Origin of the sequence: Henriciella sp., assembly GCF_029937755.1 — a bacterium.
In the GTDB taxonomy this organism is placed as follows: Bacteria; Pseudomonadota; Alphaproteobacteria; order Caulobacterales; family Hyphomonadaceae; genus Henriciella.
Window position 1 is genome coordinate 315,676 of sequence record NZ_JAPYPG010000001.1, and the last position, 25,833, is coordinate 341,508.

General features: G+C 62.4%; 24 protein-coding genes. 10 read left to right on the plus strand and 14 right to left on the minus strand.

Going from position 1 to position 25,833, the window contains the following annotated elements; all coding sequences use genetic code 11:
• Window position 1 precedes the first annotated feature (1 nt).
• On the minus strand, window positions 2–1,249 hold the full coding sequence (locus tag Q1K29_RS01590) for an aspartate kinase (protein WP_300390698.1): 1,248 nt from the start codon (window positions 1,247–1,249) through the stop codon (window positions 2–4).
• Window positions 1,250–1,345: 96 nt separating this feature from the next.
• Between Q1K29_RS01590 and ubiG the strand changes: the two genes are divergently transcribed.
• Together ubiG and Q1K29_RS01600 are read left to right on the plus strand one after the other, a co-directional pair.
• Window positions 1,346–2,119 carry a bifunctional 2-polyprenyl-6-hydroxyphenol methylase/3-demethylubiquinol 3-O-methyltransferase UbiG gene (gene ubiG, locus Q1K29_RS01595; RefSeq protein ID WP_350211469.1) on the plus strand — a complete coding sequence of 258 codons (774 nt, stop codon included), beginning with the start codon at window positions 1,346–1,348 and terminating at the stop codon, window positions 2,117–2,119.
• Window positions 2,120–2,130: 11 nt separating this feature from the next.
• Window positions 2,131–2,736 (plus strand): DUF924 family protein, encoded by a 606-nt coding sequence (locus tag Q1K29_RS01600; RefSeq protein WP_300390704.1) that lies wholly within the window; start codon window positions 2,131–2,133, stop codon window positions 2,734–2,736.
• Here the strand turns inward: Q1K29_RS01600 and Q1K29_RS01605 are convergent.
• Complete coding sequence (locus tag Q1K29_RS01605) at window positions 2,710–4,491, minus strand: alpha/beta fold hydrolase (protein ID WP_300390707.1); 1,782 nt, start codon at window positions 4,489–4,491, stop codon at window positions 2,710–2,712. The genes Q1K29_RS01600 and Q1K29_RS01605 overlap by 27 nt on opposite strands.
• Window positions 4,492–4,755: 264 nt before the next feature.
• On the opposite strand from Q1K29_RS01605, the gene Q1K29_RS01610 reads away from it, so the two are divergent.
• Entirely contained in the window at window positions 4,756–6,012 is a 1,257-nt protein-coding gene (locus Q1K29_RS01610) for a multidrug effflux MFS transporter (protein ID WP_300390710.1), read from the plus strand.
• 8 nt (window positions 6,013–6,020) lie between these two features.
• Here Q1K29_RS01610 and rimK read toward each other — a convergent pair whose 3' ends face one another.
• Window positions 6,021–7,394 (minus strand): 30S ribosomal protein S6--L-glutamate ligase, encoded by a 1,374-nt coding sequence (gene rimK / locus Q1K29_RS01615; protein WP_300390713.1) that lies wholly within the window; start codon window positions 7,392–7,394, stop codon window positions 6,021–6,023.
• A gap of 124 nt (window positions 7,395–7,518) precedes the next feature.
• Here rimK and mltF point away from each other — a divergent pair, with 124 nt between their 5' ends.
• Window positions 7,519–8,901, plus strand: a complete 1,383-nt coding sequence (gene mltF / locus Q1K29_RS01620; RefSeq protein ID WP_300390716.1) for a membrane-bound lytic murein transglycosylase MltF — start codon at window positions 7,519–7,521, stop codon at window positions 8,899–8,901.
• Between the two features lie 15 nt (window positions 8,902–8,916).
• Here mltF and Q1K29_RS01625 read toward each other — a convergent pair whose 3' ends face one another.
• Complete coding sequence (locus tag Q1K29_RS01625) at window positions 8,917–10,905, minus strand: protein meaA (protein ID WP_300390719.1); 1,989 nt, start codon at window positions 10,903–10,905, stop codon at window positions 8,917–8,919.
• 176 nt (window positions 10,906–11,081) lie between these two features.
• On the opposite strand from Q1K29_RS01625, the gene Q1K29_RS01630 reads away from it, so the two are divergent.
• The gene (locus Q1K29_RS01630) at window positions 11,082–11,366 is read left to right on the plus strand and encodes a SemiSWEET transporter (protein ID WP_300390722.1); all 285 of its coding nucleotides are present in this window, start codon (window positions 11,082–11,084) and stop codon (window positions 11,364–11,366) included.
• On the opposite strand, the gene Q1K29_RS01635 is transcribed toward Q1K29_RS01630, so the two are convergent.
• Window positions 11,359–12,240, minus strand: a complete 882-nt coding sequence (locus Q1K29_RS01635) for an aminotransferase class IV (RefSeq protein WP_300390724.1) — start codon at window positions 12,238–12,240, stop codon at window positions 11,359–11,361. The two genes, Q1K29_RS01630 and Q1K29_RS01635, sit on opposite strands and share 8 nt — an antisense overlap.
• A 147-nt stretch (window positions 12,241–12,387) precedes the next feature.
• On the opposite strand from Q1K29_RS01635, the gene ccrA reads away from it, so the two are divergent.
• The 3 genes from ccrA to Q1K29_RS01650 all read left to right on the plus strand — a co-directional run bounded on the left by ccrA (window position 12,388) and on the right by Q1K29_RS01650 (window position 15,731).
• On the plus strand, window positions 12,388–13,659 hold the full coding sequence (gene ccrA, locus Q1K29_RS01640) for a crotonyl-CoA carboxylase/reductase (protein ID WP_300390727.1): 1,272 nt from the start codon (window positions 12,388–12,390) through the stop codon (window positions 13,657–13,659).
• 93 nt (window positions 13,660–13,752) lie between these two features.
• Window positions 13,753–14,154 (plus strand): hypothetical protein, encoded by a 402-nt coding sequence (locus Q1K29_RS01645; RefSeq protein WP_300390730.1) that lies wholly within the window; start codon window positions 13,753–13,755, stop codon window positions 14,152–14,154.
• A gap of 80 nt (window positions 14,155–14,234) precedes the next feature.
• Entirely contained in the window at window positions 14,235–15,731 is a 1,497-nt protein-coding gene (locus tag Q1K29_RS01650; RefSeq protein ID WP_300390733.1) for a M20 family peptidase, read from the plus strand.
• A 3-nt stretch (window positions 15,732–15,734) separates the two neighbouring features.
• Here the strand turns inward: Q1K29_RS01650 and Q1K29_RS01655 are convergent, their stop codons facing one another.
• The 6 genes from Q1K29_RS01655 to rpmI all read right to left on the minus strand — a co-directional run bounded on the left by Q1K29_RS01655 (window position 15,735) and on the right by rpmI (window position 21,473).
• A complete protein-coding gene (locus Q1K29_RS01655; RefSeq protein WP_300390736.1) occupies window positions 15,735–16,613 on the minus strand; it encodes an ion transporter in 879 nt (292 codons plus the stop codon).
• A gap of 42 nt (window positions 16,614–16,655) precedes the next feature.
• Window positions 16,656–19,052 carry a phenylalanine--tRNA ligase subunit beta gene (gene pheT / locus Q1K29_RS01660; RefSeq protein WP_300390739.1) on the minus strand — a complete coding sequence of 799 codons (2,397 nt, stop codon included), beginning with the start codon at window positions 19,050–19,052 and terminating at the stop codon, window positions 16,656–16,658.
• A gap of 3 nt (window positions 19,053–19,055) precedes the next feature.
• Entirely contained in the window at window positions 19,056–19,676 is a 621-nt protein-coding gene (locus Q1K29_RS01665; RefSeq protein WP_300390742.1) for a hypothetical protein, read from the minus strand.
• A 16-nt stretch (window positions 19,677–19,692) separates the two neighbouring features.
• Window positions 19,693–20,766, minus strand: a complete 1,074-nt coding sequence (gene pheS / locus Q1K29_RS01670) for a phenylalanine--tRNA ligase subunit alpha (protein WP_300390745.1) — start codon at window positions 20,764–20,766, stop codon at window positions 19,693–19,695.
• Between the two features lie 89 nt (window positions 20,767–20,855).
• Entirely contained in the window at window positions 20,856–21,221 is a 366-nt protein-coding gene (gene rplT, locus Q1K29_RS01675; protein WP_300390748.1) for a 50S ribosomal protein L20, read from the minus strand.
• A gap of 51 nt (window positions 21,222–21,272) precedes the next feature.
• Window positions 21,273–21,473 (minus strand): 50S ribosomal protein L35, encoded by a 201-nt coding sequence (gene rpmI, locus Q1K29_RS01680; protein ID WP_290753228.1) that lies wholly within the window; start codon window positions 21,471–21,473, stop codon window positions 21,273–21,275.
• Between the two features lie 243 nt (window positions 21,474–21,716).
• Between rpmI and Q1K29_RS01685 the strand changes: the two genes are divergently transcribed.
• Window positions 21,717–22,049 (plus strand): hypothetical protein, encoded by a 333-nt coding sequence (locus Q1K29_RS01685; protein WP_300390751.1) that lies wholly within the window; start codon window positions 21,717–21,719, stop codon window positions 22,047–22,049.
• A 13-nt stretch (window positions 22,050–22,062) separates the two neighbouring features.
• Here the strand turns inward: Q1K29_RS01685 and infC are convergent, their stop codons facing one another.
• The 3 genes from infC to Q1K29_RS01700 form a co-directional block, all read right to left on the minus strand.
• Entirely contained in the window at window positions 22,063–22,605 is a 543-nt protein-coding gene (infC, locus tag Q1K29_RS01690) for a translation initiation factor IF-3 (protein WP_300391922.1), read from the minus strand.
• Between the two features lie 61 nt (window positions 22,606–22,666).
• On the minus strand, window positions 22,667–23,701 hold the full coding sequence (locus Q1K29_RS01695; protein ID WP_300390754.1) for a glycosyltransferase family 9 protein: 1,035 nt from the start codon (window positions 23,699–23,701) through the stop codon (window positions 22,667–22,669).
• 3 nt (window positions 23,702–23,704) lie between these two features.
• Window positions 23,705–24,889 carry a glycosyltransferase family 4 protein gene (locus tag Q1K29_RS01700; protein ID WP_300390757.1) on the minus strand — a complete coding sequence of 395 codons (1,185 nt, stop codon included), beginning with the start codon at window positions 24,887–24,889 and terminating at the stop codon, window positions 23,705–23,707.
• 152 nt (window positions 24,890–25,041) lie between these two features.
• On the opposite strand from Q1K29_RS01700, the gene Q1K29_RS01705 reads away from it, so the two are divergent.
• Window positions 25,042–25,803, plus strand: a complete 762-nt coding sequence (locus Q1K29_RS01705; RefSeq protein ID WP_300390760.1) for an alpha/beta hydrolase — start codon at window positions 25,042–25,044, stop codon at window positions 25,801–25,803.
• Window positions 25,804–25,833: the final 30 nt, after the last annotated feature.

Below are 25,833 nucleotides of genomic sequence, written 5' to 3' on the forward strand. Positions count from 1 at the left end.
CCTACGCTGCGTCAAGCCCGAATGCGGTGTGCAATGCGCGCACGGCCAGTTCCGTATAGGCCGCATCGATCAGCACCGAAATCTTGATCTCCGATGTCGAGATGACGTCGATATTGATGCCACGCTTGTAGAGCGCATCGAACATCGTGCCGGCGACACCGGTATGGCTTTTCATGCCGACACCGATGACCGAGACCTTCGCGACATCGCGCGCCACAGACAGGCTCTCGAAACCGATCTCGTCCTTGTGGCCGAGAAGAAGTTCCTCGGCCCGGTTGCTGTCGCTGCTGGTGCAGGTGAATACCATGTTCGCGCGTTCCGGCCCGCGGGCATTGGCCTGTACGATCATGTCGACGTTCACGCCGGCCTCGGCCAGCATGGAGAAGATGCGCGCCGAGACACCGGGTTTGTCCTCGACCCCGAAGAGCGTCACCTTTGCCTCGTCGCGTGAATAGGTCACCCCGTTGACGACTTGCTTTTCCACGATCTCATCCTCACTGCAGACATAAGTGCCCTGATTGGTCTCGCCGGGCTCTGCGAAGCTTGAGAGCACACGAACCCTGACCTGGTGGTTCATGGCCATTTCGACCGACCGTGTCTGGAGGACCTTCGCCCCCAGAGAGGCCATTTCGAGCATCTCTTCATACGAAATCTTTTCCAGCCGCCGCGCCTGCGGCACGATACGCGGATCGGTGGTGTAGACGCCGTCGACATCTGTGTAGATGTCACAACTCTCGGCGCCGAGCGCGGCCGCCACGGCCACGGCGCTCGTGTCAGATCCGCCCCGGCCCAAAGTCGAGACACGGCCCTCATCGGTCACGCCCTGGAAGCCGGCGATCACCGCGATCTCACCGCCATCGACGGCGTTCTGCAGGCCGGAATCCTCAAACCCCATGATGCGCGCCTTGCCGTGCGCCGGGCTCGTCTTCATGGCGAGCTGCCAGCCGAGCCAGCTGCGCGCCTTGAGGCCACGCTTGCGCAGGGCCAGCGCGAGCAGCCCGCTCGTCACCTGCTCGCCGGAGGAAACCACGACATCGTATTCGTCATCAAAGGACGGGCCGGTCAGCGTCTCGCCGGCGGCCCCGCGGGCAAAACCGACCAGCTTGTTCGTCTCGCCAGCCATTGCCGAAACGATCACGGCGAGGTTCTCGCCACGCTTGGCGCGCCAGGCGACGATATCCGCCACATGCGCGATCCGGTCGAGGTCTGCGACCGAAGTACCACCGAATTTCAGGACCGTGCGCTGCATTGCCTCGCTGCCAAGCCTTCCCATTTAATGCATCAGAGAATTCGCGCGCCTCTTTAAGCGCGTCGCGGCATTTGCGCAAACAGGTTTGCTAAAGAGATGGAAAAAATAGCAGAAAACCGGCAAAATTTGCCTCAAACCCCCAGTATCGATGCCGATGAGGTGGCGAAATTCTCCGCCATGGCGGCGGAATGGTGGGATCCGAAGGGCAAGTTCAAGCCGCTGCACAAGTTCAATCCGGTCCGGCTCGGCTTCATCCGGGACACAGCCTGCCTGCATTTCGGCCTCGATGAGAGCCAGCGCAAGCCGCTGAAAGGGCTTCGCCTGCTCGATATCGGATGCGGCGGCGGCCTGGTGTCCGAGCCGATGGCCCGGCTCGGCGCGGACGTGACAGGCGTCGATGCCAGCGAGGAAAACATCAAGACCGCGATGACCCATGCCGAGGAAGCCGGCGTAAAGGTCGACTATCGCGCCGGCACGGCGGAGGGCCTGCTCGAGGACGGAACAGAGCCCTTCGACATCGTGCTCAATCTCGAAGTCGTTGAACATGTCGCCGATCCGGCGCAGTTCCTCCGTGACACCGCAGCGCTGGTCAAGCCCGGCGGTCTGATGATTGCGGCCACCCTCAACCGAACGCCGAAGGCCTTCGCCCTGGCGGTGGTAGGGGCGGAATACATCCTCGGCTGGCTGCCCCGCGGGACGCATGACTTCAACAAGTTCCTGACCCCGCAGGAGGTCGCCGCACCACTCGAATCCGCCGGTCTCGTGGCCGAACGGCCACAGGGTGTGAGCTTCAATCCGATTTCGGACCAATGGCGGCTGTCGTCGGACCACAAGGTCAACTATATGATCGTGGCCAAACGTCCCGCTTAGGTAGACTTCCCATGACTGTGACCCCTGAAACCGTGCTCGACTTCTGGCTGGGCGATACACCGACAAACGCTGAAAGCCTGAAAACCAGGAACAAGCTCTGGTTCCAGAAAAATTTCGAGACGGATCGCGAGATTGCCGAAACCTTCGTGCCGACGCTGGCGGACCTGGCGGCCGGCGAGGCAAAAGTGTGGGCCAAGCAGGGGCCGAAACAGCGGCTGGCCGCCATTATCGTGCTCGACCAGTTCAGCCGGAACATCTTTCGCGGCCACCGTTTCTCCTTCGCCCATGACAAGCTTGCCCACCTCCTGACGACAGCCGGACTGGCCTTCAACGATGACAAGCAGCTATCAGAAGTGGAACGCGTCTTCTTCTACCTGCCGCTCGAACATTCGGAATCGATGGAAGACCAGAAATTGTCGGTGCGCCTTTACGAGGAACTCGCCGATGAGGCCCGCCCCGCCTTCCGCGACTTCTGCAAGACGACACTCGACTTTGCCCGCAAGCACCTCGACGTCATCGAGCGTTTCGGCCGCTTCCCTCACCGCAATTCCGTCCTGCGCCGGCCCTCGACCCGTGAAGAGCAGGCCTATCTAAGCGAACCTGGCGCCGGCTTTTGATCGGCGCACGTGTGGCGCAGCGGTATCGCGCCACATCCGCTCCATTTCCGCAATGATGCGCGGCCAGTGGCTGTATAGAAGGTACTGGCCAGCATCCTCGATAGGGATGAGCTCAACCCCGGGTACTGTGGACGCAAACAGCTCGAACATGTCCGGCGTGAACACATTGTCCTGCATGCCATGGACAATCCGGAACGGACATTTGACCCGTCGTGCCGTCTCTCGCCGGTCGTTCAGGGCCAGCCGGATTTCAGCGACAAGCCCGTTCGCCCCCTGACGTACTGTGTGACGCAGACCGTCCAGAATGACCTGCTTGACCTCAGGGCGCCTGGCCACGCGCTGCTCCAGCGGAGAGTCGCGGTGCAGCGTACGGAGCAGGAAGTCATCCCGGCCCGTATCGATAAAGGCGACCGTGGCCCGCGCGATGAAGCCTATGGCAGACGGCGCGCGCAGCAGCGTGGTGGCCATGACGCGGTGATGCCATGGTAAGTCGCGCTCCATGCCCTCTTCCCAGCTTGTTTCCCCGCCCACCGACAGGACGGCGCGTACGCGCTGAGGTTTCCGGGCGGCGAAGTCCTGAGCGTGGATCATGCCGTTGGCATGCCCGACCAGCAGGACGGGGCCGGTCTCCAGCCTGTCGAGCAGCTCGCTATAGGAATTCGTTGTGATCTCGATACGCTCTTCCGGCGTGGCGCTGGAGATCCCGTCGGAAAGGCCGAAGCCGGGCCGGGACGGCGCGATGACGCGCCAGCCTTGCCGGGCAAGGGCCTCGACACTCGGATGGGTCCAGGCAGGTCCGAGATAAATATGATGGAAGAAGAGAACCGGCCGGCCGTTCGGATCGCCCTGCTCCAGCCAGGCCAGCCGGCGGCCATCGGAGAGCGTCATCTGGTGCTGGGTCAGCCAGCGGTCGATTTCCCGGCGGGCGGGCGCCTGGCGCGCCACGGCGCCGGCCGCATTCATCGTTGCCCCGTAACTGGTCAGGACACGAACCGCCTCCGTCACTGTTTTAACGTCGAGCTTGGAAAGTATGGCCCGGATCTGCGTGCGTACGGTCGCAACCTTGGCGCCCCGGTCGCGCGCAATGGCCTCCGGCGCTTCGCCACGGGCCAGCCGCAAGGCCACGTCCAGCTCAGCCTGGGAAAGGCCATATGCGGCCATCAGCTTTTTGCCCATCGACATGTTGAGATGGACATCGACAGCGGCGACCAGGATCGCATCGTCGCTCGCCGTGCCCGGTCCGGCGTGCAGGCTGATCCGTGTGGCAAGCAGTCTGGTATCGATGCCGTCCGGTCCGAGAGCCGTAGGAAGCAGCAGGAACTGGCCCTGCTCGCTGGCAGGGGCGTTCGGGTTAACCCAGGCCCTGAGTCTTACGATCGCGTCAGCATCAAGCTCAAGATCGGCAAGCCCCTGCGGCATGCGCCCGCCCAACAGATCAAGACACACCTGATTGGCGGCAATAATCTCGCAATCAGGTTTCATCACAAGGGCAGGACCGGGCATCTGATCGGTCATCTGGCGCGCCGTCTCCTCACGCGCTTCAACCCGGCCCATCCGGTCAAGAATGGCGAGCGCACGCTGGAAATGAGTATTGACGCTGTCGGCCTGGAAAGCCGCGTCACCCTGGCGTTCAGGGAGCCCGGAAACGTAATCAGACCATGCCGAGAGCAGGGCCTCATAGCGTTCGGGATTCAACGTGGTTGCATATGTCTCATCAACCACCCGGTCTGCTTGCGGCCCGTCTGAATTTGCCAAGTAATTGCCCCATGATCCTGGTTAAACCCGGCCCGGTTCGCAGCGCTTTTTCACGCAAATACGTGACAAAACCTGCAGTATTTCATCATTTTTGATGATGCGACGATTGAGGCGCAAAGGCAATAGTTGCTAACGAAACCGTAATGCAGTGTGTGGGACGCACGTTGAGAAGCGGGCGGAGCTGGTTTATTTCCGGTTCCGCCCGTTGCCGTTTCTACCGATCAGGACCAGATAGGCCTCCGGTCTGGCGGAAGGGAAATTCTCATGGATGCTCAACAGAATTCCCGGCCCGCCCTCGCACAGGCCCGCCCTGACCTGCCGATGCCGCTCTGGGAATTCGTTGGCCTGATCGCGGCCATGATGGCGCTCAACGCGCTCGCCATCGACACCATGCTGCCGGCGCTTCACGAAATCTCCAGGTCCTATGCGCTGCAAAAGCAGAACGACCAGCAGCTCGTCATCTTTTCCTATGTGCTGGGCTTTGGTGCGCCACAGCTTGTTTTCGGGCCAATCTCTGACAGTTTCGGCCGCAAGAAGGTCGTGCTTGGCTGTATCGCGGCCTACGCCGTTACAGGGTTCGCCTGCATGGCGGCGACGAGCTTCAGCATGCTGCTCGCCACACGCTTCCTGCAGGGGATCGCTGCCTCCGGTATCCGGGTGATCGCCGTGTCCGTGGTGCGCGACCTGATGGGCGGGCGCGCCATGGCCCGGATCATGTCGCTTGTCATGACGGTTTTCATGGTCGTACCGATCCTCGCCCCGTCGATTGGCCAGGGCGTGATGCTGTTTGCCCCCTGGCAGTGGACCTTCGGCATTCTCGGCCTTGCGGGAATTGCCATGTTCTTCTGGATTTCGGCCCGTCTGCCGGAAACGCTGCCGGCCGAGGACCGCTCGCCGCTCAACCTCAAGGGCTCCTTCCGCGCCTACAGGCAGGTGGTCACGAACCGGGTGACTTTCGGATATATGTGCGCGAGCGGCGTCATCTTCGGCGCCCTCTTTTCCTATGTCGCCTCCTCCGAACAGGTCTTCCGGGACGTCTTCGACAAGGCCGATACCTTTGTTCTCTGGTTTGCGGGGATCGCAGGCGCGCTGTCAGTGGCAAACTACATGAACTCACGCATCGTCGAGCGGCTCGGCATGCGCCGGGTCAGCCACAGCGTGCTGCTCGCTTTCATCGTGATCGCGGCGGTAAACACGATCCTGATGGCAACGCTGGGACAGAAGCTCGCCATTTTCTATCCGCTGTTCGCGCTGACCTTTGCCTGTTTCGGCCTGATCGGGGCAAACTTCAATTCGCTCGCCATGGAGCCGCTTGGCAAGATCGCGGGCACGGGGTCTGCCGCCTATGGCTTCATGACCACGACGGTTGCCAGCTTCTTCGGCTGGATGGTCGCAAGCCGCTTCGACGGCAGCGTGGTCCCGATCCTCGAAGGCTATGTCGGCCTCGGCCTGACCTGTCTTGTCATTGTGCTGGTGACCGAGCGCGGCCGCCTGTTCGGCTCGCGCGACGACGTGATGTAGGCGGCCGGCTAGCGCTTGCGGCTGAGCGTGCGGACGCGCTGCTCGATCAGGCGGACCACCGTGCCGGCAACATCCTTGTCGGTGGCGGCCTCGATGCCTTCCAGCCCCGGCGAGGAATTGACCTCAAGCACCACCGGCCCGGCCTTCGACTGGAGGATATCCACGCCCGCAAGGTTGAGCCCGAGCCGCTTGGCGGCGGCGACCGCAATCTTCTTTTCCCCCGGTGACAGCGTAATGGCGGTCGCCTGGCCGCCCCGGTGGAGGTTGGAGCGGAATTCACCCTCCTGTGCCTGCCGCTTCATCGCGGCGACCACACGGCCCCCGATGACGAGACAGCGCACATCCGCCCCCGCAGCTTCCTTAACGAATTCCTGCACGAGGAAGTTCGCATCCAGTCCGCGGAACGCATCGACCAGGCTTTCGGCGGCTTTCTTTGTCTCGGCCAGCACAACGCCCCGTCCCTGCGTCGACTCCAGAAGCTTCAGGACGACGGGACCGGACCCGACGAGGCCGACCAGGTCCTTGGTATCCTTTGGCGAATTGGCGAAGGCGGTCACCGGCATGGCGATGCCCGCTTGCGAGAGCAGCTGGTGAGCAAGCAGTTTGTCGCGCGAGGCTCCGATGGAAGCTGGCGGATTGAGACACCAGGCGCCCGTGCCTTCGAACTGGCGCAGAACGGCCATGCCGTAACTCGTCATCGAGGCCCCGATACGCGGGATCACGGCGTCATAGGATGGCAGCGTCTTGCCGTCATAATGGACTTCCGGCGCCTTCGCCTCGATCTTCATGTAACAGCGCGATGTGTTGATCGGCTCGATGATGTGTCCGCGCGAACGGGCGGAATCGAGCAGGCGCCGGGAGGAATAATTGTCCGGCTCGCGCGTCAGCAGGGCGATGCGCAGCGGCCGGCTGGCCGGACGGCGCGGCTTGATCGTGTCGTAGAGATCATAGCTCAGCCGCGGCTGGACGAAGGATTTGTCCGGGCTCACCACCGTCTTCTCGCCAAAGGCCGAGCGGCCGAGCAGCATGCGGTAGGACATCGTTTCGCGATTGGTCAGCGTGATCTCGATGGTGCGCCGCTCACGCCCGATCTGCATCTCCGCGGCGATAACATAGCGAAGCTCTGTCTGTCCGTTCGAACTCGTCACATCGCGGCGGTCCACCACAGGGGCGGTACAGACGATTTCGAGCTTCGGCCGCTCCGGGTCGGGCTGGATCAGGAAGCGGACCTGTGGGCTTTCAGGCTTGCCGAAAGTCTCGATGACTTCGGCATGCAGGGCGGAGGTCCGTGCACCGGTATCCACCTTTGCCTTGATGGCCGGCAGCCCGAGTTTCGGCAGCGCCAGCCACTCTTCCCAGCCCAGTTCAAGCATGTCGGCCATCGTAGTTTCCCCGGCGATTTCCGCCGCTCTCTGATCGAGTGTCATCTCGCATGCAAGCGGTTTTCGCCGAACCGCTGACTCGCTTATTAATTGAACATTTGCCTTTCGGCCCCATTGTTAAGGTATGGATAAGAAAGTTCGCATTGGCCTCGTGGCCGGCGCGACCCTCCTTGCAGGCCTTGGCATGACACAGTGCCGGTCAGCGCAGGAAACTGCGCTCGTGAACGATTCAACCACGATCGAAAGCGTTAAGGATTCGGGCGATCTCGTCGTGCTCACGCTCAAAGGGCCGACCACGTATCGAGACGGCGAGGACGGCGCCAACGGTTATGAAGTCGATATGATCCAGGCATTCGCCGAGGATCTCGGCCTGACCCCGCGCTTCGTCGCCATGGACGACATCGACGACCTGATCGAGGCGATCGAGGACGGACGGGGCCATGTCGGCGCCGCCGGCCTGACAATCACCGACCTGCGCGCCGAGCGCGTCAATTTCGGCCCAGCCTACAAGAATGTCGAAGAAAGCCTCGTCTGCCATCAGGGCGGCCCTGCGCCCACGACGCTGGATGAAATGGGTGGGGTGAACCTCACCGTCATGGCCGGCTCCTCCTATGTCGAGACGCTGGAACGCCTGAAGGCCGATCACCCGCAACTCAAATGGAAAGCGCGGCCCGCAGGCTCCGCCATGCCGATGCTGATCTCTGTCGCCGAAGGCCGGATCGACTGTACCGTCGCCGACAGCCACATCGCCGAGTATGCCCGCCGGCTCTATCCTGATCTCGTCATGCCCATGGCCCTGACCACGGACCAGCCCCTGGGCTGGATCTATAATGGCAAGCTGGAAGGCATGGACGACACGCTGACCGACTGGTTCAGCCAGGCGCACGCAAGCGGCTATCTGGAAACCCTCGATGAGCGCTGGTTCGGCCATCTGGACGAGTTCGACTATGTCGAGGTCCTGCGGTTCGTGGAACGGGTGGAAGACCGCCTGCCCGAATACCGCACCTATTTCGAGACCGCCGCCCAGGAGACGACGTTCGACTGGCACCTGCTCGCCGCCCAGGCTTATCAGGAATCCCACTGGGACGCAGACGCCGTCAGCCCGACCGGTGTGCGCGGCCTGATGATGCTGACCCTGCCCACGGCAAAGGAACTCGGCGTCAATGACCGCACCGACCCGGCCCAAAGCGTCGATGGGGGCGCGCGCTATCTGCAGCGGCTCTACGACCGCCTGCCTGATGGCGTGACCGGCGAGGACCGGACCTGGTTTGCGCTCGCCGCCTACAATATCGGAATGGGCCACATCTATGATGCCCGCCGGCTGGCCGAGCGCCGGGGCCTCGACAAGAATAGCTGGGAAGACCTCGAACAGGTCCTGCCCCTGCTTTCCAAGCGGCAGTTCTATTCAACCGTGCGCCACGGCTATGCCCGCGGCTACGAGCCGGTGCGCTATGTCAGCAAGATCCGCGATTACTACAACATGCTGCGGGCCAACGTGCCGGTCTAGACAGCGCGGCTGGCGCTAGACTTTCTCCAGCCATGCGCCTTCAACGACATCGACAACATCGCTCATGATGTCCGTGATCATGAAGTCCTTCGGCGTGTAGACGCGGCGCACGCCCATCTGCTTCAGCGCGCGCTCATCCTCAGGCGGGATGATGCCACCGACCACCAGCGGCACGTTTTCGAGCCCGGCCTTGCGCAGCTCGGCAATCGTGTCGCGGACGAGATCGAGATGGCTGCCCGACAGGATGGACAGGCCAACGACGTGGGCGTCTGACTCCTTTGCCTGAGCGACGATTTCGGCCGGTGTGAAACGGATCCCTTCATAGACGAGGTTCATGCCACAGGCGCGCGCCCGGCTGGCAATCTGCTCGGCACCGTTGGAATGGCCGTCGAGGCCCGGCTTGCCGAGGACATAGGTGAGCTGGCGGCCGAGCGCATCGGAGACCTGTTCGACGCGCTTCCGGGTCGCTTCAATATCTTCATCGCCCTGGCTATCGACAGTGAGCGCAACGCCCGTCGGCCCGCGATATTCGCCGAATACCTCACGCAGGGCACCGCCCCACTCGCCGGTCGTCACGCCAGCTTTCGCGGCAGCAATTGACGGCTCCATGATATTCTCGCCCGTCTCGGCTGCTTTCTTCAGCGCGGCAAGCGCATCATCGACGGCGGCCTGATCACGGTTGGCGCGCCAGTCACGCAGGGCGCGGACCTGTTCGGCCTCCAGCAGCGGATCGACGGTTTCGATGGTTTTCTCGCCAGCACTGAGCGGGCTGTCGGCGCTTTCCTGGTAGCGATTGACGCCAACGACGGTCTGCTGGCCGCTCTCGATGCCACGGATGCGCTCGACATGGGCGCCAACGAGGCTTTCCTTCATATAGCCGACCGACTCCACGGCACCGCCTTTGGCGTCGATCTTTGCGAGCTCGGCACGAGCCCCCTCTTTCAGCTCTTCGGTCTTGCCATCGATAACATGGCTGCCATCGAACAGGTCTTCATATTCGAGCAGGTCGGTCTCGTAGGCGAGGATCTGCTGCAGGCGGAGCGACCATTGCTGGTCCCACGGGCGTGGCAGGCCCATGGCCTCGTTCCAGGCCGGCAGCTGCAGCGCGCGGCAGCGGGCGCGCTTGGACAGTGTCACCGCCAGCGCCTCCAGCAGGATGCGGTAGACATTGTTTTCCGGCTGCTGCTCGGTGAGCCCCAGAGAGTTTACCTGCACGCCATAGCGGAAGCGCAGGGCCTTTTCGTCTGTGACGCGATAGCGCTCACGGCCGATCTCTTCCCAGAGGTCGACGAAGGCGCGCATCTTACAAAGTTCCGTAACGAAACGCACGCCTGCATTCACGAAGAAGGAAATGCGCCCGAAGACGGTCGGAAAGTCTTCTTCCGGAACTTGCTTGCCATCTTTCACCGCATCGAGCACAGCACAGGCGGTCGCCAGCGCATAGGCAAGCTCCTGCTGCGGCGTCGCCCCGGCCTCCTGGAGGTGATAGGAGCAGACATTTAGAGGGTTCCATTTTGGAACTTCTGTGTAGCACCAGCTGACCATATCCGCGATCAGACGCATGCTCGGCTCCGGCGGGAAGACATAGGTGCCGCGCGAGAGATATTCCTTGATGATGTCGTTCTGCGTCGTGCCCCGGAGTTTGCTGCGGTCATCGCCGCGCTCATCGGCGAGCGCCACATAGAGCGCGAGCAGCCAGGCCGCCGGCGCATTGATTGTCATGGAGGTGTTCATTTCCTCCAGCGGCAAGCCATCGAACAGGGTGCGCATGTCGCCGAGATGGCTGACCGGAACGCCGACCTTGCCGACCTCCCCCCTGGCGAGCACATGGTCGCTATCAAAGGCCGTCTGCGTCGGTAGGTCGAAGGCGATGGAGAGCCCGGTCTGGCCGCGCGCCAGATTGCTCCGGTAGAGCGCGTTCGACTTTTCAGCCGTCGAGTGCCCGGCATAGGTCCTGAAGATCCAGGGCCGGTCGGCATCGTGCTGATAGGGGCGCTCCGTCATGTCTTCCTCCGTTCTTATTGCGCCGCAACATGGACTGAACGTTGCGGAAGGGCAAGTTTCCCCGCACGTCATCCTGCAGGCCGCTCGCCATGCAAGAAGTTTGCGTGAAAATCGCCGTGACGGACAAGGCTGCCTCCTGTAGGAGGGGAGGGACCTTCTTCGATGGAGTTCCCCACATGGCAGACCTGATCGGCGGCCTGGCCGCCATCCTGACCACGCTTTCCTTCCTGCCGCAGGCAATCCTCGTGCTTCGCACCCGCAACACCGACAGCCTGTCGCTGGTAATGTATGTCATGTTCACCGTGGGGGTGTCGTGCTGGCTGGTTTACGGCCTCATGATTGCGAGCCTGCCTATCATTCTCGCCAATCTGGTCACCGTGGGTCTCGCGGCCATCATCCTGTCCATGAAGATCATCAACACGGTGGCTTTCCACCGTGCGGCGAGCCCGAAAACTATATGAGCCAAGGGGCGCGGGTGCCGATGTCGGCGCCGATCGCGCGGTAGTAAAGCCCCTGGACCCGGCGGGTCACCCGGCCAGGCCCTCCCTCCCCGACCGGCTTGCCGTCCAGCGTGATGATGGGCAGCACGAGCGAGGTCGCAGCCGTTGTGAAGATTTCGGCGGCCTCGCGCACTTCCTCGACGGATGCCGCACGCTCCTCAACCTCAAGCCCGGTTTCTGACAGCCGGTCGAGCACGGCCTGACGCGTAATACCGGGCAGGATCTGGTGACCGAGATTGCGGGTGATGAGCTTGCCATCCGGCGTCACCACCCAGAGTGTCGCCGAGGCGGCTTCAGTGACATGGCCATCCTCGTGAAGGATGGCAGACGTCGCCCCGCTGCGCTGAGCCTCACGATAGGCAAGCGCCTGGGAGAGCAGCTGCGTGGTCTTGTAGTCGCGCCGCTTCCAGCGCTGGTCCTCGACAAGGATGGCATGCACACCATCACGGGCCTTGTCGCCGATCAGCTGGCGCGCCTCGCAGAACATGAAGAGCCCCGGCTTGAGCGTCTCGGGCCCGGCAAAATCCCGGGCACCATAGGCTCCGCCGGTAAGCTGAAGATAGATGAACCCTTCGGTCAGCTCGTTGCGGCGAACGATCTCCCGGTGAAGCATCTCCAGCGTCTCATTGTCGGGTGCATTGAGAATGTCGATGCCGGTCAACGTGCGTTGCAGGCGCGCCACATGCCCTTCGAAATCGATAAGCTGTCCGCCAAAAACCGCCGTCACTTCATAAGCGGCATGCGCAAACAGGAAGCCCCTGTCGAACGGCGAGATGGCAGCGTCTTCCGCCCGGCACAGCCTCCCATTGATATAGACCCAGTCACTCGGCCCCATTAGCGCTATCCCCCTTCATCCATGTTGCGCCGCAACAAAAAGACTTGCCATTACGGCAATGTTTTGTTCAGTGTCCAGCCAAACAGGAGGAATGTGAAGCAGGAGGGGAAATCTTGCGCACATTGGAAAAATCGGAGGCCCGAGAGAATGAGTACGGCGACAATCGCTCGTGAGAAGAAAGATATTTACGAACTTGGCGAGATTCCACCAGAGTTCCACGTTCCAAAACTGATGCACGCCTGGGCCATCCGGCGCGAGCGCCATGGCCGCCCCTCGACTGCCATGCAGCTTGAACAGGTACCCGTGCCGGAGATCGATTCCGACGAAGTGCTCGTTCTCGTCATGGCAGCGGGCGTCAATTACAATGGCATCTGGGCTGGTCTCGGCGAGCCCGTCTCTCCCTTCGACATTCACAAGGCGGACTTCCACATCGCCGGCTCCGATGCATCCGGCATCGTCTGGGCCGTGGGCCGCAAGGTGACCCGCGTGAAGCCGGGCGATGAAGTTGTCATCCACTGTAACCAGGACGATGGCGACGACGAGGAGTGCAATGGCGGCGACCCGATGAACTCGCCGAGCCAGCGCATCTGGGGCTATGAGACCCCGGACGGCTCGTTTGCACAGTTCTGCCGCGTTCAGGCCCGCCAGTGCATGCCGCGTCCGAAACACCTCACCTGGGAAGAGAGCGCCTGCTATACGCTGACACTTGCCACGGCCTACCGCATGCTGTTCGGCCACCGCCCGCACATCGTGAAGCCCGGCAATAATGTGCTCGTCTGGGGCGCATCCGGCGGCCTTGGCTCGTTTGGTGTGCAGCTCTGCGCGGTGACCGGCGCACATGCGCTCGGCGTCGTGTCCGATCCCGACAAGTTCGACTTCGTCTATTCCATGGGCGCCAAGGGTGTGCTCAACCGCAAGGACTTCAATTGCTGGGGCCAGCTGCCCAAGGTCAATGGCCCGGAATTCGGCGACTATATGCGCGAGACCCGCAAGTTCGGCAAAGCGATCTGGGAGCATACCGGCAAGAAGGATGTTGATATCGTCTTCGAACATCCGGGCGAAAGCACCTTCCCGGTCTCGGTTTTCGTGGTGAAGCGCGGCGGCATGGTCGTCATCTGCGCCGGCACGACGGGCTTCAACCTGACCATGGATGCCCGTTTCCTCTGGATGCGCCAGAAGCGTGTGCAGGGCTCCCACTTCGCCAACCTGATGCAGGCATCGGCGGCCAACCAGCTGGTTATCGACCGTCGCATCGATCCGTGCATGTCCGAAGTCTTCCCATGGGAAGATATTCCGGCCGCACACGAGAAGATGCTCGACAACAAGCACCTGCCCGGCAACATGGCTGTGCTGGTCACCTCGCCGAAGCCGGGCCTGCGCACGGTCGAGGATGTGCTGGCGGTCTCCGGCCAGGCCTGAGGGCCACATGCAATAATTTTAACTGGCGCATGCGCGTCCAGACGATATTCTTTCCCTGCCGGACCAATGCCGGCGGGGAATATCGGGAAAACGATGCGTATCTGGCTTGCGGCTCTCGCCCTGTTTGCCCTTCCCGCGTCTGCCCAGCAGGCGGGATCGATCAGATATGTTTGCGATATGGACGGCGTACAGGGTGACCTTACCGCACACTACGAAGTCGTGAGCCCTGTCGCGCCCGAGCTTGATGCTGCAGCTGCCGTCGTGTCGCAGGTCGTCGGCGCCGGCATCTCAAGCGTCTTCTATAGTGGAGAGCTGACATCGCCGCTCGCCCGTTATGTTTTCACCGGTCAGAACGAAGTCGCAGAGTTTACCGATCTCTCCACCAAGGAACGCTTCCTTGTTGAAATGCACAATGAGGGCGAGACGTTACGGCTGACCGCAAACCCGAATGCCCCGGACGCAGAGTTCTTTCTCTGCCATCCTCCTCAAAGCTGACGCTGGCGTCACCTCTTGCTCTCTGGTCCTGACCGGCCCACAGTGTGCGCAATAAAAAGCCGCATGAGGGAGGGCCGGTTTTGAAATCCGTACTGCTTGGCGTTGGTGGCCTTATTATCATCCTGTTCGTCGTTCTTCTGGCGAAGACGTTCAGCTTTGGCGGCACGCCCGCCGGCATCCAGCAGGTCGAGCTGCCTGAGCCGCCATCGGTTTCTGCCGACATCGCTGCCCAGCATCTTTCGGAAGCCATCCAGTTTCGCACGATCACGGTCGCGCCTGGTGACCCGCGCCCCGGCCAGGAAGGCCCGTGGCTGGAGCTGCAGGCCTGGCTGGAAGAGACCTATCCCGCTTTCCACGCTGCCGCCGGCAAGGAAACCGTGCCGGGCGGCCTGACCCTCCTCTACACCTGGGAAGGTTCTGATCCGTCGCTCAAGCCGCTCCTGCTTATGGCGCATCAGGATGTGGTGCCGGTGAATATCGGGACCGAGGAAGACTGGGACGCCGCACCCTTTTCTGGCGCGATCCAGGGCGGGTACGTCTATGGCCGCGGCGCCATCGACGACAAGGGGGCACTCGTGGGTATCATGGAAGCGCTCGATGCGCTGGCCGCTGACGGCTTCGAGCCGCGCCGGACCATCCTTGTCCAGCTGGGTCATGACGAAGAGGTCTCGGGCTCGGGCGCAGAAGCCGGCATTGCCCTTCTCAAGGAACGCGGCGTCGAGCCTGTCATGGCGCTCGACGAAGGCTTCATGGTGCTGGAGACCAATCCGCTCACCGGCGGCACGCTCGGCTTCATCGGTATTGCCGAGAAAGGCTATCTGACCCTGCGCGTCACCGCGAAGGCAGAGGGTGGCCATTCCTCCACACCCCCACGCAACAGCGCCACGGTGCGGCTCTCGCGGGCGCTGATAGCCCTCGACGAAAACCAGATGGATGCCGACCTGTCGAAACCGCCGGTCTCAGACATGATGCAGGTCGTCTCGATGGAGATGGGCTTTGCCGCCCGTCTCGCCATGGCGAACCAGTGGCTGCTTGGTGATGTGATCGAAGGCCAGTTCGCTGCCTCACCGGCCGGCAATGCGATGATCCGGACGACAACGGCACCAACCATGCTTGCGGGGTCTGCGAAGGAGAATGTGCTCGCCCAGCGCGCAACGGCCATCGTCAATTTCCGCATCCATCCGAACAACACGCCTGAAGAGGTCATCGGCCATGTCCGCGATGTGACGAGCGACATCGAGGGCATCGAGGTCAGCCAGACCGAGGACGGCATCGGCAGCCCGGCCTCACCTGTCAGCGCAATCGACAACCGCGCCTATGGCGTGCTCAACGCGGTCGCCACCGATGTCGGGGATGGCGCGCCGGTCACGCCCTCGCTGGTTCTGGGCGCCACGGATTCGCGTTATGCGGCAGCCATTACGAAAGATGTCTACCGCTTCATGCCCGCCATTATGAGCGAGGAAGACCTGACCGGTTTCCACGGCACAAATGAGCGGATCACGGTCGAGAATATGGGCCGTCTGGCCCGCGGCTATGGGCAGATCGTGATGGCGATGGATGAGCCGGAGGCGGAGTAGACGCTAGGCCTGGCTCTCCGGCGCGGCGGCCTCACGCGCTTCATACTCATCGACCTCGGCTTCCAGTTCCTGGTTGCGCTCCTCCAGCTTGGCGTTTTCACGCTCGCGAAGCTCGTCGGAGAAGGCACTGGCGAACACACCGGCCGGCAGCGCGACCACGCCGATCCCGGCAATCGCGATGACCGATGCAAAGAAACGCCCGAGCGGGGTGACCGGATAGACGTCGCCATAGCCGACCGTGGTCAGCGTCGCGATGGCCCACCAGATCGCGCGCGGGATCGAAGCGAAGCTTTCCTGATGCTGGCCGCCAACGCCCTCGATGAAATAGAGTGCGACGGCCGAGACGTAGACAAGCGCCAGCGCCATGGCGAGCGTCGTGAAAAGCTGTTGGCCTGACCGGCGCACCGTAGCCCCGAGAACGTCAAAGGCGGGAATAAAACGCGAGATCTTGGCCAGACGCGCAAGCCTCAGCACGCGCAGCACCATGACCACCTGCTGGCTGGAATCCGGCGCGAACAGGATCCAGAGCAGTTCCGGCAGGAAAGCGACGAGATCCGCCATCGCATAGCCGGTAAAGATGTAGCGGAGGCGGCCGCGAAAGCCCTTGTATTGCGGGTCCTCGCCGGCAGCCCAAAGGCGCAGGAGATATTCCAAACCGAAGATGATGATGATGGCGATGTTGAAGACCTTGATCGCCTCCATCCACGTGTCACTCATCGTCGGCTCGGTTTCCAGCGCAAGCGCCAGGAAGCTCAGCAGCACGAGGATGACAATGAACAGGTTGAACGGCGAGAGGCCGGGCTTGTCGCGGGCCTGCGGCTCCATCTGGCGATAGAGCCGGTGGCGCAAACCCATCTGCGTCATGATCTGCTGAACAGCCATTCGTCCCCTCCTTGCAGAGGCATCAGGCTTATCCGCTGATCGTCAGCCCCGCAACACGCCGTCCGTGCCCTTGGCGACAGAAGCGACGATCTTCTCGCCGATGGCCTCGATGTCCTTGTCCTTCAGGGTCTCCCCCTCCGGCTGGATGGTGACCTCGATCGCAACGGACTTCTTGCCGGGCTCGATGCCAGTGCCCTGATAGACGTCGAACACCTGCACGCCGGTAATCAGCTTCTTCTCAGCCGACGCCGCGTGGCGCACGATATCCGCCGCAGCGACGCCTTCATCGACGACAAAGGCGAAGTCGCGCCGGATCGGCGTCAGGTCAGAGCGTTTCAGCACCGGACGCGTCTTCGTCGCCCGCGCCTTCATCATCGGCAGGGCATTGAGGTTGAGTTCGAAGCCGTAGACCGGTCCGTCAACGTCGAGAGCCTTCAGCACACGCGGATGCAGGGCGCCGAAATGCGCGACCGTGACCTTGGGGCCAAGCTTCAGGCAGGCGGCCTGACCCGGATGCCAGTGCGGCTGGCGCGGGGCGTCCACCTGAAAGCGTTCCGGCGGCTGGTCGAGTTCGGCGAGCAGCGCGAACAGGTCACGCTTGGCGGCAGTCGCGTCGTAGGGGGCGACATTCCCGCTCCAGTGGCGCTCGGCAACAGGCCGCACGAGCGCGGCGACCACATTGCGCTGATCCTTGGGACCATCGCCGATATAGACCGGCCCGGCCTCGAACAGGCGCATCTCGCGCTCGCCACGGTCGAAGCCCTTCTGGGCCGCAACGGCCAGGTTCGGCAGGATGCTGGGGCGCATCTGGTTGAGTTCGCTGGCGACCGGATTGGCGATGGTCAGCGCCTCGCTGCCGCCCCCGAACATCTCGGCATGCGCCTTCGGCATGAAGGACCACGTCACCGTCTCAAGGAAGCCACGCGACGCCATCACCCGGCGAGCCGTACGCAGGCGCGCCTGAGCCGGCGTCACCATGACCTTGCGGCCCTCTGGCGGCATCGGCAGGGACGTCGTCGGCAGCTTGTCATAGCCGACCAGACGGGCGATTTCCTCGACAATGTCGGCAGACTGCTCGATGTCGAACCGCCAGCTCGGGACCGTCAGGTACCAGGCCTCGCCCGCATCCTCGATCACGAAGCCAAGTTCCTTCAGCATCTTCTTCAGGTCGGCCGGCTTCACCTCGAGCCCGGTCAGGCGGGCCACGTCACGGCGGTCGAACGAGATGCGCATGTCGCGCTTGGGCGGGCTGCCGGCAATATTCGCCGCAGACACTTCGCCGCCGCCATATTCACGGATGATGGCGAGCGCGAAATTCAGACCCTCGACGCAGCTCTCGGGATCGACACCGCGCTCATAGCGGTAGCGCGCATCCGATATGATCCCGGTTGTCCGGCCTGTGCGCGCGGTGCGCAGCGGATCGAACCAGGCGCTCTCGATGAAGACGTCGGTGGTCTCGTCGGAGACGGCGGTGGATTGGCCGCCCATCACGCCCCCAAGGCCGATGACGCCGCTATCGTCGGCAATGACGCACATATCTTCGCCGACCGCATAGGTCTTGCCGTCAATGGCTTCGAAGCTCTCACCCTCATGGCCCAGCCGGGCATGGACAGTGCCCGTCAGCTTTGCCGCATCATAGGCGTGCAGCGGGCGCGCCCGGTCCTGCGAGATATAGTTTGTCAGGTCGACAAGGAGGTTTCTCGGCGTGATGCCGACCGCCTTGAGGCGTTCTTTCAGCCAGTCTGGCGACGGACCGTTCTTCACCCCGCGCACCACAGCGCCCGCAAAGATCGGGCACGCGTCGGGTGCATCAAGCCGGATTTCGACGGGGCACTGATAGCTGCCCTCGACCTTCTTGATCGGATTGTCGAGAAAGCGCCCTGCCCCGGCGGCGGCGAGATCGCGGGCAATGCCCTGCACGCCGAGCCAGTCGGGACGGTTGGGGGTGACTTCGAAATCGATGACAGGATCGGTCAGGCCGAGCGCTTCGGCGGCCGGCGTGCCGAGAGGCCACTTGCCATCCAGATCCGCGATACCGTCATGGTCGTCGCCGGCTTCCAGTTCCTTGGTCGAGCACAGCATGCCGGAGCTTTCGACGCCGCGAATCTTGCGCGGCTTCTTGTCGAGCGCGAAATCGAGCCCCGGAATCCATGTGCCCAGCGGCGCGTAGATGGCCGTCATTCCAGCCCGCGCATTCGGGGCACCGCAGACGATCTGCTTTTCACCGTCCACAGTATCAACCGTGCAGACGCGCAGACGGTCGGCGTCGGGGTGCGGCTCGGCCGATTTTACCTTGGCGACAGTGAAGGACGCCAGCTTCGCGCCCGGATCCTCGACCTCTTCAACTTCGAGGCCGGCCTTCAGCATCGTCGCCAGGATGTCGTCCAGCGACGCTTTGGTCGCGAGATAGTCCTGCAGCCATGAGAGGGTGAACTTCATCGTCTATTCCACTTCCGGAGTCGGTTCGGTTTGTAGCGGGCGAAACTGGTTCGCCACTGCTTCAAAAATGTCTGTTTCGCTGCGTTCGCAGCGTTTGACGGGCTCGGCGCGCGACATGCTGGTGCCCATGCCAAGACCACGGGCGATCCAGCATCTGTTGAAGACGGAGCAGTAGCAGATCTCGACATCCAGTTCGCTCCAGGCGGCGGCAGCCGCATTGCGCTCGGCAACAGAGACGGCCTCGCGTGGCCAGTCGACCCTGAGCGGTTCGACCTCACTGCCCGGCGCGACGGCGCGGCCGATCAGGCTTGACCAGGATTGCTGATAGCCGGGGGGGAAGTGGTCGATATAAGGCGCGAGGCTGTCGACAGGCTCGCCATCCTTCAACATATCGACCCGCTCGATCAGGGCCGGGCCGACACCGCTGTTAGAAAGACGCAGCCCCATGGACGCGATCGTGTCGTTCGACGAGACAAAGCCCTCGATCTGTACGACCGGGTAGACAGCGCCATGCTGCTGGGCGCGCATGACGCGGCCCTGGTCCCAGGCAATGAAGACCGCAACCGCGCTGGTGATCACCGCGCAGATCGCGAGCAGCATCTCAACCTTGTTGCCGTTTCCCATGGCCCTGCTGCGCTCCCTAGCTCAGTCCGCCAGCGACGCTGGGCGAGAGCCAGGGCCGGAAGCCGTAATGACGCGTCCAGCCGGCATCGGCCTCGAAATAGGGGCGAAGGTCCGGCATGCCGTATTTCAGCATGGCGAGCCGGTCGACACCCATACCGAAGGCGAAGCCCTGATACTCGTCCGGATCGATGCCGCAATTGCGCAGCACATTGGGATGAACCATGCCGGAGCCGAGGATTTCCATCCAGCTGTCGCCTTCCCCGATCTCGATCGACTCCCCGACCTTGCGGTACTTCACGTCCATTTCTGCGGACGGCTCTGTGAAGGGGAAGAAGTGCGGGCGGAAGCGCGCCTCGACATTGGCGACCTCGAAGAACTCCTTCACGAAGTCGATGAGGCAGCCCTTGAGGTGGCCCATATGGATGTTCTTGTCGATGACGAGGCCTTCGACCTGGTGGAACATCGGCGTGTGGGTCGCGTCCCAGTCATTGCGGTAGACACGGCCGGGCACGATGATCCGGATCGGCGGCTTCTGGGCCTCCATCACGCGCACCTGCACCGGGCTGGTATGGGTGCGCAGCACTTTCGGCGCCGCGCCCTGTTGCGGGTGGAAGAAGAAGGTGTCGTGGGTTTCGCGCGCTGGGTGGCCTTCGGGGAAGTTCAGCGCGGTGAAATTGTGCCAGTCATCCTCGATGTCCGGCCCCTCAGCGACCGTGAAGCCCATGTCGCCGAAGATCGCCGCCATCTCCTCGAAGACCTGCATCACCGGGTGCAGCCGGCCTTCCGGCACAGCACGCGGCGGCAGCGTCATGTCGATACGCTCGGTCTGCAGGCGCTTCTCGAGCTCTGCTTCTTCGAGTTCGGCCTTGCGCGCCTCGACGGCTTCCTGGACGCGGTTGCGCAGGCCGTTGAGCTTCGGCCCCATGGTCTGGCGTTCTTCCGGGCTCATCCCGCCCAGCGTCTTCATCAGACAGGAGACACGGCCCTTCTTGCCGAGTTCCGCGACACGCACGGCATCGAGCGCGGCCAGATCCCCGGCCTGCTCGATGGCGCCAAGCGCCTCTTTCTCGATTGTTTCGATCTCAGACATGTAAAAAGCCCCGTAAGGTCAGGCCAAACGGGGCTCTTCCGCCCCGCCTTGGCGGTCGGAATAGCGGAGAAAGACGAAAAGCGAAACGCTTAAGCTGCGAGCGCGCCCTTGGCCTTCTCCACCAGGGCGCCAAAAGCTTCAGGTTCGCGCACGGCGAGGTCAGCCATCACCTTGCGGTCGACTTCGATGCCGGCCTTGGCCAGGCCATTGATGAAGCGCGAATAGGTCAGGTCCTCATCATGCGCGCGCACAGCGGCATTGATGCGCTGGATCCAGAGCGAGCGGAAGGTCCGTTTCTTCTGCTTGCGGCCGATATAGGCATACTGGCCAGCCTTCCAGACAGCAGCGTGAGCTGTGCGGAAGGTATTCTTGCGGCGGCCATAATAACCTTTGGCGGCCTTGGTGATCTTCTTGTGGCGGGCGTGTGCCGGCACTTTATTGCGTGAACGGGGCATCTGGGCCTCCTGCTAGTTCAATTCGGTTCGAGTTCGTTGTGTGCCGCAGCCTTACAGGCCGTAAGGCAGATACTTCTTGACGCGATATTCATCAGCCTTGGCCACCGGCTTGGTGCCGCGGTTCTGGCGGATGTATTTCGCATTGTGGCTGATCAGGCGGTGGCGCTTGCCGGCGACACCGTGCTTGAGCTTGCCCGTAGCCGTGAACTTGAACCGCTTCGCAGCGGCCTTCTTGGTCTTCATCTTCGGCATTTCGATCTCCTGTCGGGGCCTCGGGGACCCGCTGTCTGGTCGTTCATGAGCCTGCAGGCATGCCGTTTTCGGCCCGCATTGCTCGGAAAGATGGCGCTTATGACGGAAAGGGGCGGTGGAATCAAGAGCGTGAAGTGAGTCCGGACGCGCTGGTTCTGCCTGTCACTGCGGCACCGGCGTATGCCTCTTCAACATGCCGGCGAATACTGGTTTAATCCAGCTTGCTATTCGGGAGGTCTCACCATGCGTTCCTACTGGCGTCCCGTGCTGCTTGCCGGTCTTGTTGCTGTAGCGTGCAGCGAGCCACTGACAAGGACAGAGCAACTCGCCGAGGCCTGCTTCATGGACCAGATGGGCACGCGGGAGATGTGCAGCTGCATGGCCAGCGCCGCGAGCGAACGCCTCGACCCGGACGTGTTCGACATGTTCGTGACCATGGGCACCCACGCCCCGGACGACGACAGCGAAGAGACGCGCAAGGCTCGCGAAACGGCGGCCAATATGACACCTGAGCAGCAGCAACAGATGCGCAGCTTCATGAACGCCGCCGTCGATTTATGCGGCTTACGGATGTGAGGGACGCCGAGCGCTAGCGCGGCGCCATCACCATGGTCATCTGGCGGCCTTCGAGTTTCGGCTCGAGTTCGACCTTGGCGACCTCGTCGAACTCTTCCTTGACCTTCTGGAGCAGTTCCATGCCGAGATGCTGGTGAGCCATTTCGCGGCCGCGGAAGCGCAGCGTGACCTTCACCTTGTCACCTTCCTCGAAGAAACGCGTCATCGAACGGGTCTTCACCTCATAATCATGGGTGTCGATGTTCGGCCGCATCTTGATTTCCTTGAGCTCGGCCGACTTCTGCTTCTTCTTGGCAGCGGCTTTCTTCTTCTGCTCTTCGTAGCGGAGCTTGCCATAGTCGATGATCTTGCAGACCGGGGTTTCCTGGTTTGGAGAGACTTCGACAAGGTCAAGACCGGCTTCAGACGCCGCATCGAGCGCCGCCATGAGCGGCATAACGCCTTGTTTTTCACCGTGCTCGTCGATGAGCAGCACCTTGTCTGCCCGGATATCCCTGTTGGTGCGCGGTCCCGTGTCTCGTTTGGACGGCGGGGCCGCATGAGGTCTACGTGCTATGGCTCTTCTCCTTTTTCAGCCAAAAAACGATGCGCCAATATGCCGATTTATGGCGCAATTTTCAAGATTGTCCGCCCAGAGCGGTTTCCGGAATGACGCTCAGCATCTGCACCGCCTGCCAGACGTCGCGGACACTGAGCTGGTCCAGCGTGTCGGCCTTGCAAACAATGATGTTCGCGCCGCGCGGACATGCCTTTTCCGGATCGCTCTCACTCGTGGCAAAAAGCGCAACGCCCGGACAGCCGGAAAGTGCCGCCATATGCATGGGTCCGGTGTCGTTGCCAACAGCAAAGAGTGCTTTTTCTGCCAGGGCGACGATCTGGAAGAGGTCGGTTCGGGTCACGATGTTGCGGGCACGCGGCTCAATCCGGTTGATCTCGACGGCCAGCTCGGACTCCGCCTTCGAGCCGATAATGACCGGCGTAATCCCGGCATCGGCGACGTGCTTGGCCAGCCCGCCATACCGTTCCACCGGCCATCGCTTCGCCTCCCTGTGCGCCGACGCGCCCGGAATGAACAGGGCAAATGGCTCGTTGATCGAAAAATAGGCTGGCGTGAGAGACGGCTTCTCTCCATGGAAGCGGCGTACGAAGGACATATCCGGCATGGGCGGCCAGCCGCCCTTCACCTTGCCCGGACCGATCCCTGCGACTTTCAGCTGGTCGGCCAGCCGGTCAATGGAATGCATGTCGGAGCGCTTCGGATTGTCATGGAAAAAGGCCGAATCTTCCGCATGCCCAGACCAGAGCGGCGGGGTCGAGAATGGCAGGTTCAGCGCCTTGAAGTAATTTGCCGTGCGTCCTGAGGTCTGCAGGTCGTAAATGATATCGTACTTGGCGTTCTTGATACGCTTCAGCAATTCGCGGGTCGCCTTCACGCCCTTGGGCCGGCCGTCTGTCTCGATATGCTGGAAATAACCGGTCGCCTTGGCAAGGCCTTCATAGGGCGGCGTGGTCAGCAGTGTCATGACCGCTTTCGGGTGATGCTCGCGGATAGCGCGCATGGCTCCGAGCGCCAGGACGAAATCACCCAGCGCGCTCAGCTTTATAACGAGCACCCGCTTTGCGGTCTCGCCGGGGTTCTTTGCCAGCGCCAAACCTTACCTGTCCTCGTGCGTCTCCAGGAGCCGCTTATAAACCTCGAGCGTGGCGGCTTGAAGCCCCCGTTTGGAAAAGCGTTCCTCGACATGCTGGCGACCGGCGACGCCCATGCCCGCCCGGCCCTCCGGTCCGATCTGTACAACAGCCCGGATCGAGGCCGCGAGATCGGCCGCACTGCCCGGTTCCGCACGGGAGCCTGTCGTGCCTTCGATGACGATTTCCTTCTGGCCGCCATGGTCAGCAACGATAACAGGTTTGCCCATGGCCGACGCCTCTGCCGCCACACGGCCAAAGGCTTCCGGCCGGGTCGACGGGGCCAGCACGATATCAGAAGCCGCATAGGCCGCCGCCATATCCTCGCAATGCCCGACAATCCGCACACTGCCACCCAGACCGGCATTGATGATCCGGTCTTCAAGCTCGGCGACATAGGCATGGCGCCCCTGCGCATCACCCGCGAGAATGAGCAGCAACTTCGCGCGCTCCGCGCCGGAAAGACCGGCGAGCGCGTCGATGGCGACTTTCTGGCCTTTCCATTCGGTCAGCCGCCCCGGCAGCAGAAGTACGAGGCGTTTTTCGTCCGGCCCGATCTCCCAAGCCTTGCGCACCGCGTCCAGCCGCTCCCGGCTGATAAGGTCAGCATCGAAGACGTCGAAATCGACACCGCGTGGAATGGTCACCATCTTGTCGCGGTCGATCCCGTGAACGCTTTTGACATGCGCTGCGGTCCATTCGGAATTGGCGATGACAAGATCGCCCCGCGCCATGATGGAATTATATTTCCGCTTCAGGCCGGACACGCCGGAATAGGCGCCATGATAGGTCGTCACGAAAGGAATGCCGGTCCGCTGGGCCGCCCAGTAGGCACTCCAGGCCGGTGCCCGCGATCGGGCGTGGATCAGGTCGACGGACTTGGTCTTGATCAGACGGGCAAGCTTGCCGGCATTGCCGCGCACGGTGATGGGATTCTTTGTGCTGACCGGCAGGTGGACGTGCAGGCCGCCCAGCTTCTCGAGGTCGGCAACAAGACGCCCGCCCTCGCTCACCACGATCGGCCAGCCGCCTGCTTCGAGAATCGCCTCGGCCATTTCCAGTGTCGTGCGCTCGGCACCGCCGGCGGAGAGATCCGGAATGACCTGGAGGATGGTCTTGCCACGCAACTGGGGCAGTTCGATCGCACTCATGCGCGCTTTCTCTAGGTATTTCAACGCTACAGCCACTGGCTACTCCAGCTTCAAACGGCCCCCCTAGCCACGAAGAGGCAGTACCCTTATCCGCCTCCAGATCAAAGCCGCTAGCTTGACTAAACCTGTAAGCCGTTAGAGGCCATGGTATCATGACAACACTCTTTCTTGATTGCGCAAATGGCAGGCGCCTCGCCTATCGTAAGTCTGACGGGCAATCCGGGCTGACCTTCGTCTGGCTGTCCGGCTTCAAGTCCGACATGACGGGGACAAAAGTCATGGAGCTGGAATCCTGGGCCGAGAGTCAGGGTCACGGCTTTCTGGCGTTCGATTATTCCGGACATGGCGAATCAACTGGCGCCTTCGAGGAGGGCACGATCAGTGACTGGCGCGAGGATGCGCTGCAAGCGATTGAGCATTGCACGCGCGGGCCGCTTGTCCTTGTCGGCTCCAGCATGGGCGGCTGGATGGCCCTGCTGGCGGCCCTTGCCCTGAAAGACCGCGTCGAAGGTCTCGTCCTGATCGCCCCTGCCCCGGATTTCACCGACAAGCTGATGTGGCCGGAATTCGACGAGGAAGCGCGCGCCGAGATCATGGAGAAGGGCGTCTTCATGCGCCCGTCGGACTATGGCGACCCCTACGCCATCACGCGCACCCTGATAGAGGATGGCCGCGCCTGGAACCTGCTCGACAAGCCGATCACCTTTGATGGTCCCGTGCGCATCCTGCAGGGCCGGCTCGACCCTGACGTGCCATGGGAGCACGCCTTCCGCCTGGTCGAGGCGATGACCTCTGACGATCTTGTCTTCCAGCTGGTCAAGGATGGCGACCACCGGCTGTCGCGCCCGCAGGATATCGATCGGCTCAAGGCCACCTGTGAGAAAATCGCAGCGACCGTGCGACCCGGACAATAATTGAATTCCCGCTGTCAGCCGCGCATACTT

Bases quoted from the DNA above. Each gene is read 5' to 3' on its own strand.
- rplT (WP_300390748.1), bottom strand. From the start codon at position 21,221: ATGCCCCGTTCACGCAATAAAGTGCCGGCACACGCCCGCCACAAGAAG.
- Q1K29_RS01705 (WP_300390760.1), top strand. From the start codon at position 25,042: ATGACAACACTCTTTCTTGATTGCGCAAATGGCAGGCGCCTCGCCTAT.
- rpmI (WP_290753228.1), bottom strand. From the start codon at position 21,473: ATGCCGAAGATGAAGACCAAGAAGGCCGCTGCGAAGCGGTTCAAGTTC.
- Q1K29_RS01645 (WP_300390730.1), top strand. From the start codon at position 13,753: ATGCGTATCTGGCTTGCGGCTCTCGCCCTGTTTGCCCTTCCCGCGTCT.
- Q1K29_RS01600 (WP_300390704.1), top strand. From the start codon at position 2,131: ATGACTGTGACCCCTGAAACCGTGCTCGACTTCTGGCTGGGCGATACA.
- Q1K29_RS01630 (WP_300390722.1), top strand. From the start codon at position 11,082: ATGGCAGACCTGATCGGCGGCCTGGCCGCCATCCTGACCACGCTTTCC.
- ccrA (WP_300390727.1), top strand. From the start codon at position 12,388: ATGAGTACGGCGACAATCGCTCGTGAGAAGAAAGATATTTACGAACTT.
- Q1K29_RS01685 (WP_300390751.1), top strand. From the start codon at position 21,717: ATGCGTTCCTACTGGCGTCCCGTGCTGCTTGCCGGTCTTGTTGCTGTA.
- mltF (WP_300390716.1), top strand. From the start codon at position 7,519: ATGGATAAGAAAGTTCGCATTGGCCTCGTGGCCGGCGCGACCCTCCTT.
- pheT (WP_300390739.1), bottom strand. From the start codon at position 19,052: ATGAAGTTCACCCTCTCATGGCTGCAGGACTATCTCGCGACCAAAGCG.
- ubiG (WP_350211469.1), top strand. From the start codon at position 1,346: ATGGAAAAAATAGCAGAAAACCGGCAAAATTTGCCTCAAACCCCCAGT.
- Q1K29_RS01700 (WP_300390757.1), bottom strand. From the start codon at position 24,889: ATGAGTGCGATCGAACTGCCCCAGTTGCGTGGCAAGACCATCCTCCAG.
- Q1K29_RS01635 (WP_300390724.1), bottom strand. From the start codon at position 12,240: ATGGGGCCGAGTGACTGGGTCTATATCAATGGGAGGCTGTGCCGGGCG.
- Q1K29_RS01590 (WP_300390698.1), bottom strand. From the start codon at position 1,249: ATGCAGCGCACGGTCCTGAAATTCGGTGGTACTTCGGTCGCAGACCTC.
- pheS (WP_300390745.1), bottom strand. From the start codon at position 20,766: ATGTCTGAGATCGAAACAATCGAGAAAGAGGCGCTTGGCGCCATCGAG.
- Q1K29_RS01625 (WP_300390719.1), bottom strand. From the start codon at position 10,905: ATGACGGAGCGCCCCTATCAGCACGATGCCGACCGGCCCTGGATCTTC.
- rimK (WP_300390713.1), bottom strand. From the start codon at position 7,394: ATGGCCGACATGCTTGAACTGGGCTGGGAAGAGTGGCTGGCGCTGCCG.
- Q1K29_RS01665 (WP_300390742.1), bottom strand. From the start codon at position 19,676: ATGGGAAACGGCAACAAGGTTGAGATGCTGCTCGCGATCTGCGCGGTG.
- Q1K29_RS01655 (WP_300390736.1), bottom strand. From the start codon at position 16,613: ATGGCTGTTCAGCAGATCATGACGCAGATGGGTTTGCGCCACCGGCTC.
- Q1K29_RS01610 (WP_300390710.1), top strand. From the start codon at position 4,756: ATGGATGCTCAACAGAATTCCCGGCCCGCCCTCGCACAGGCCCGCCCT.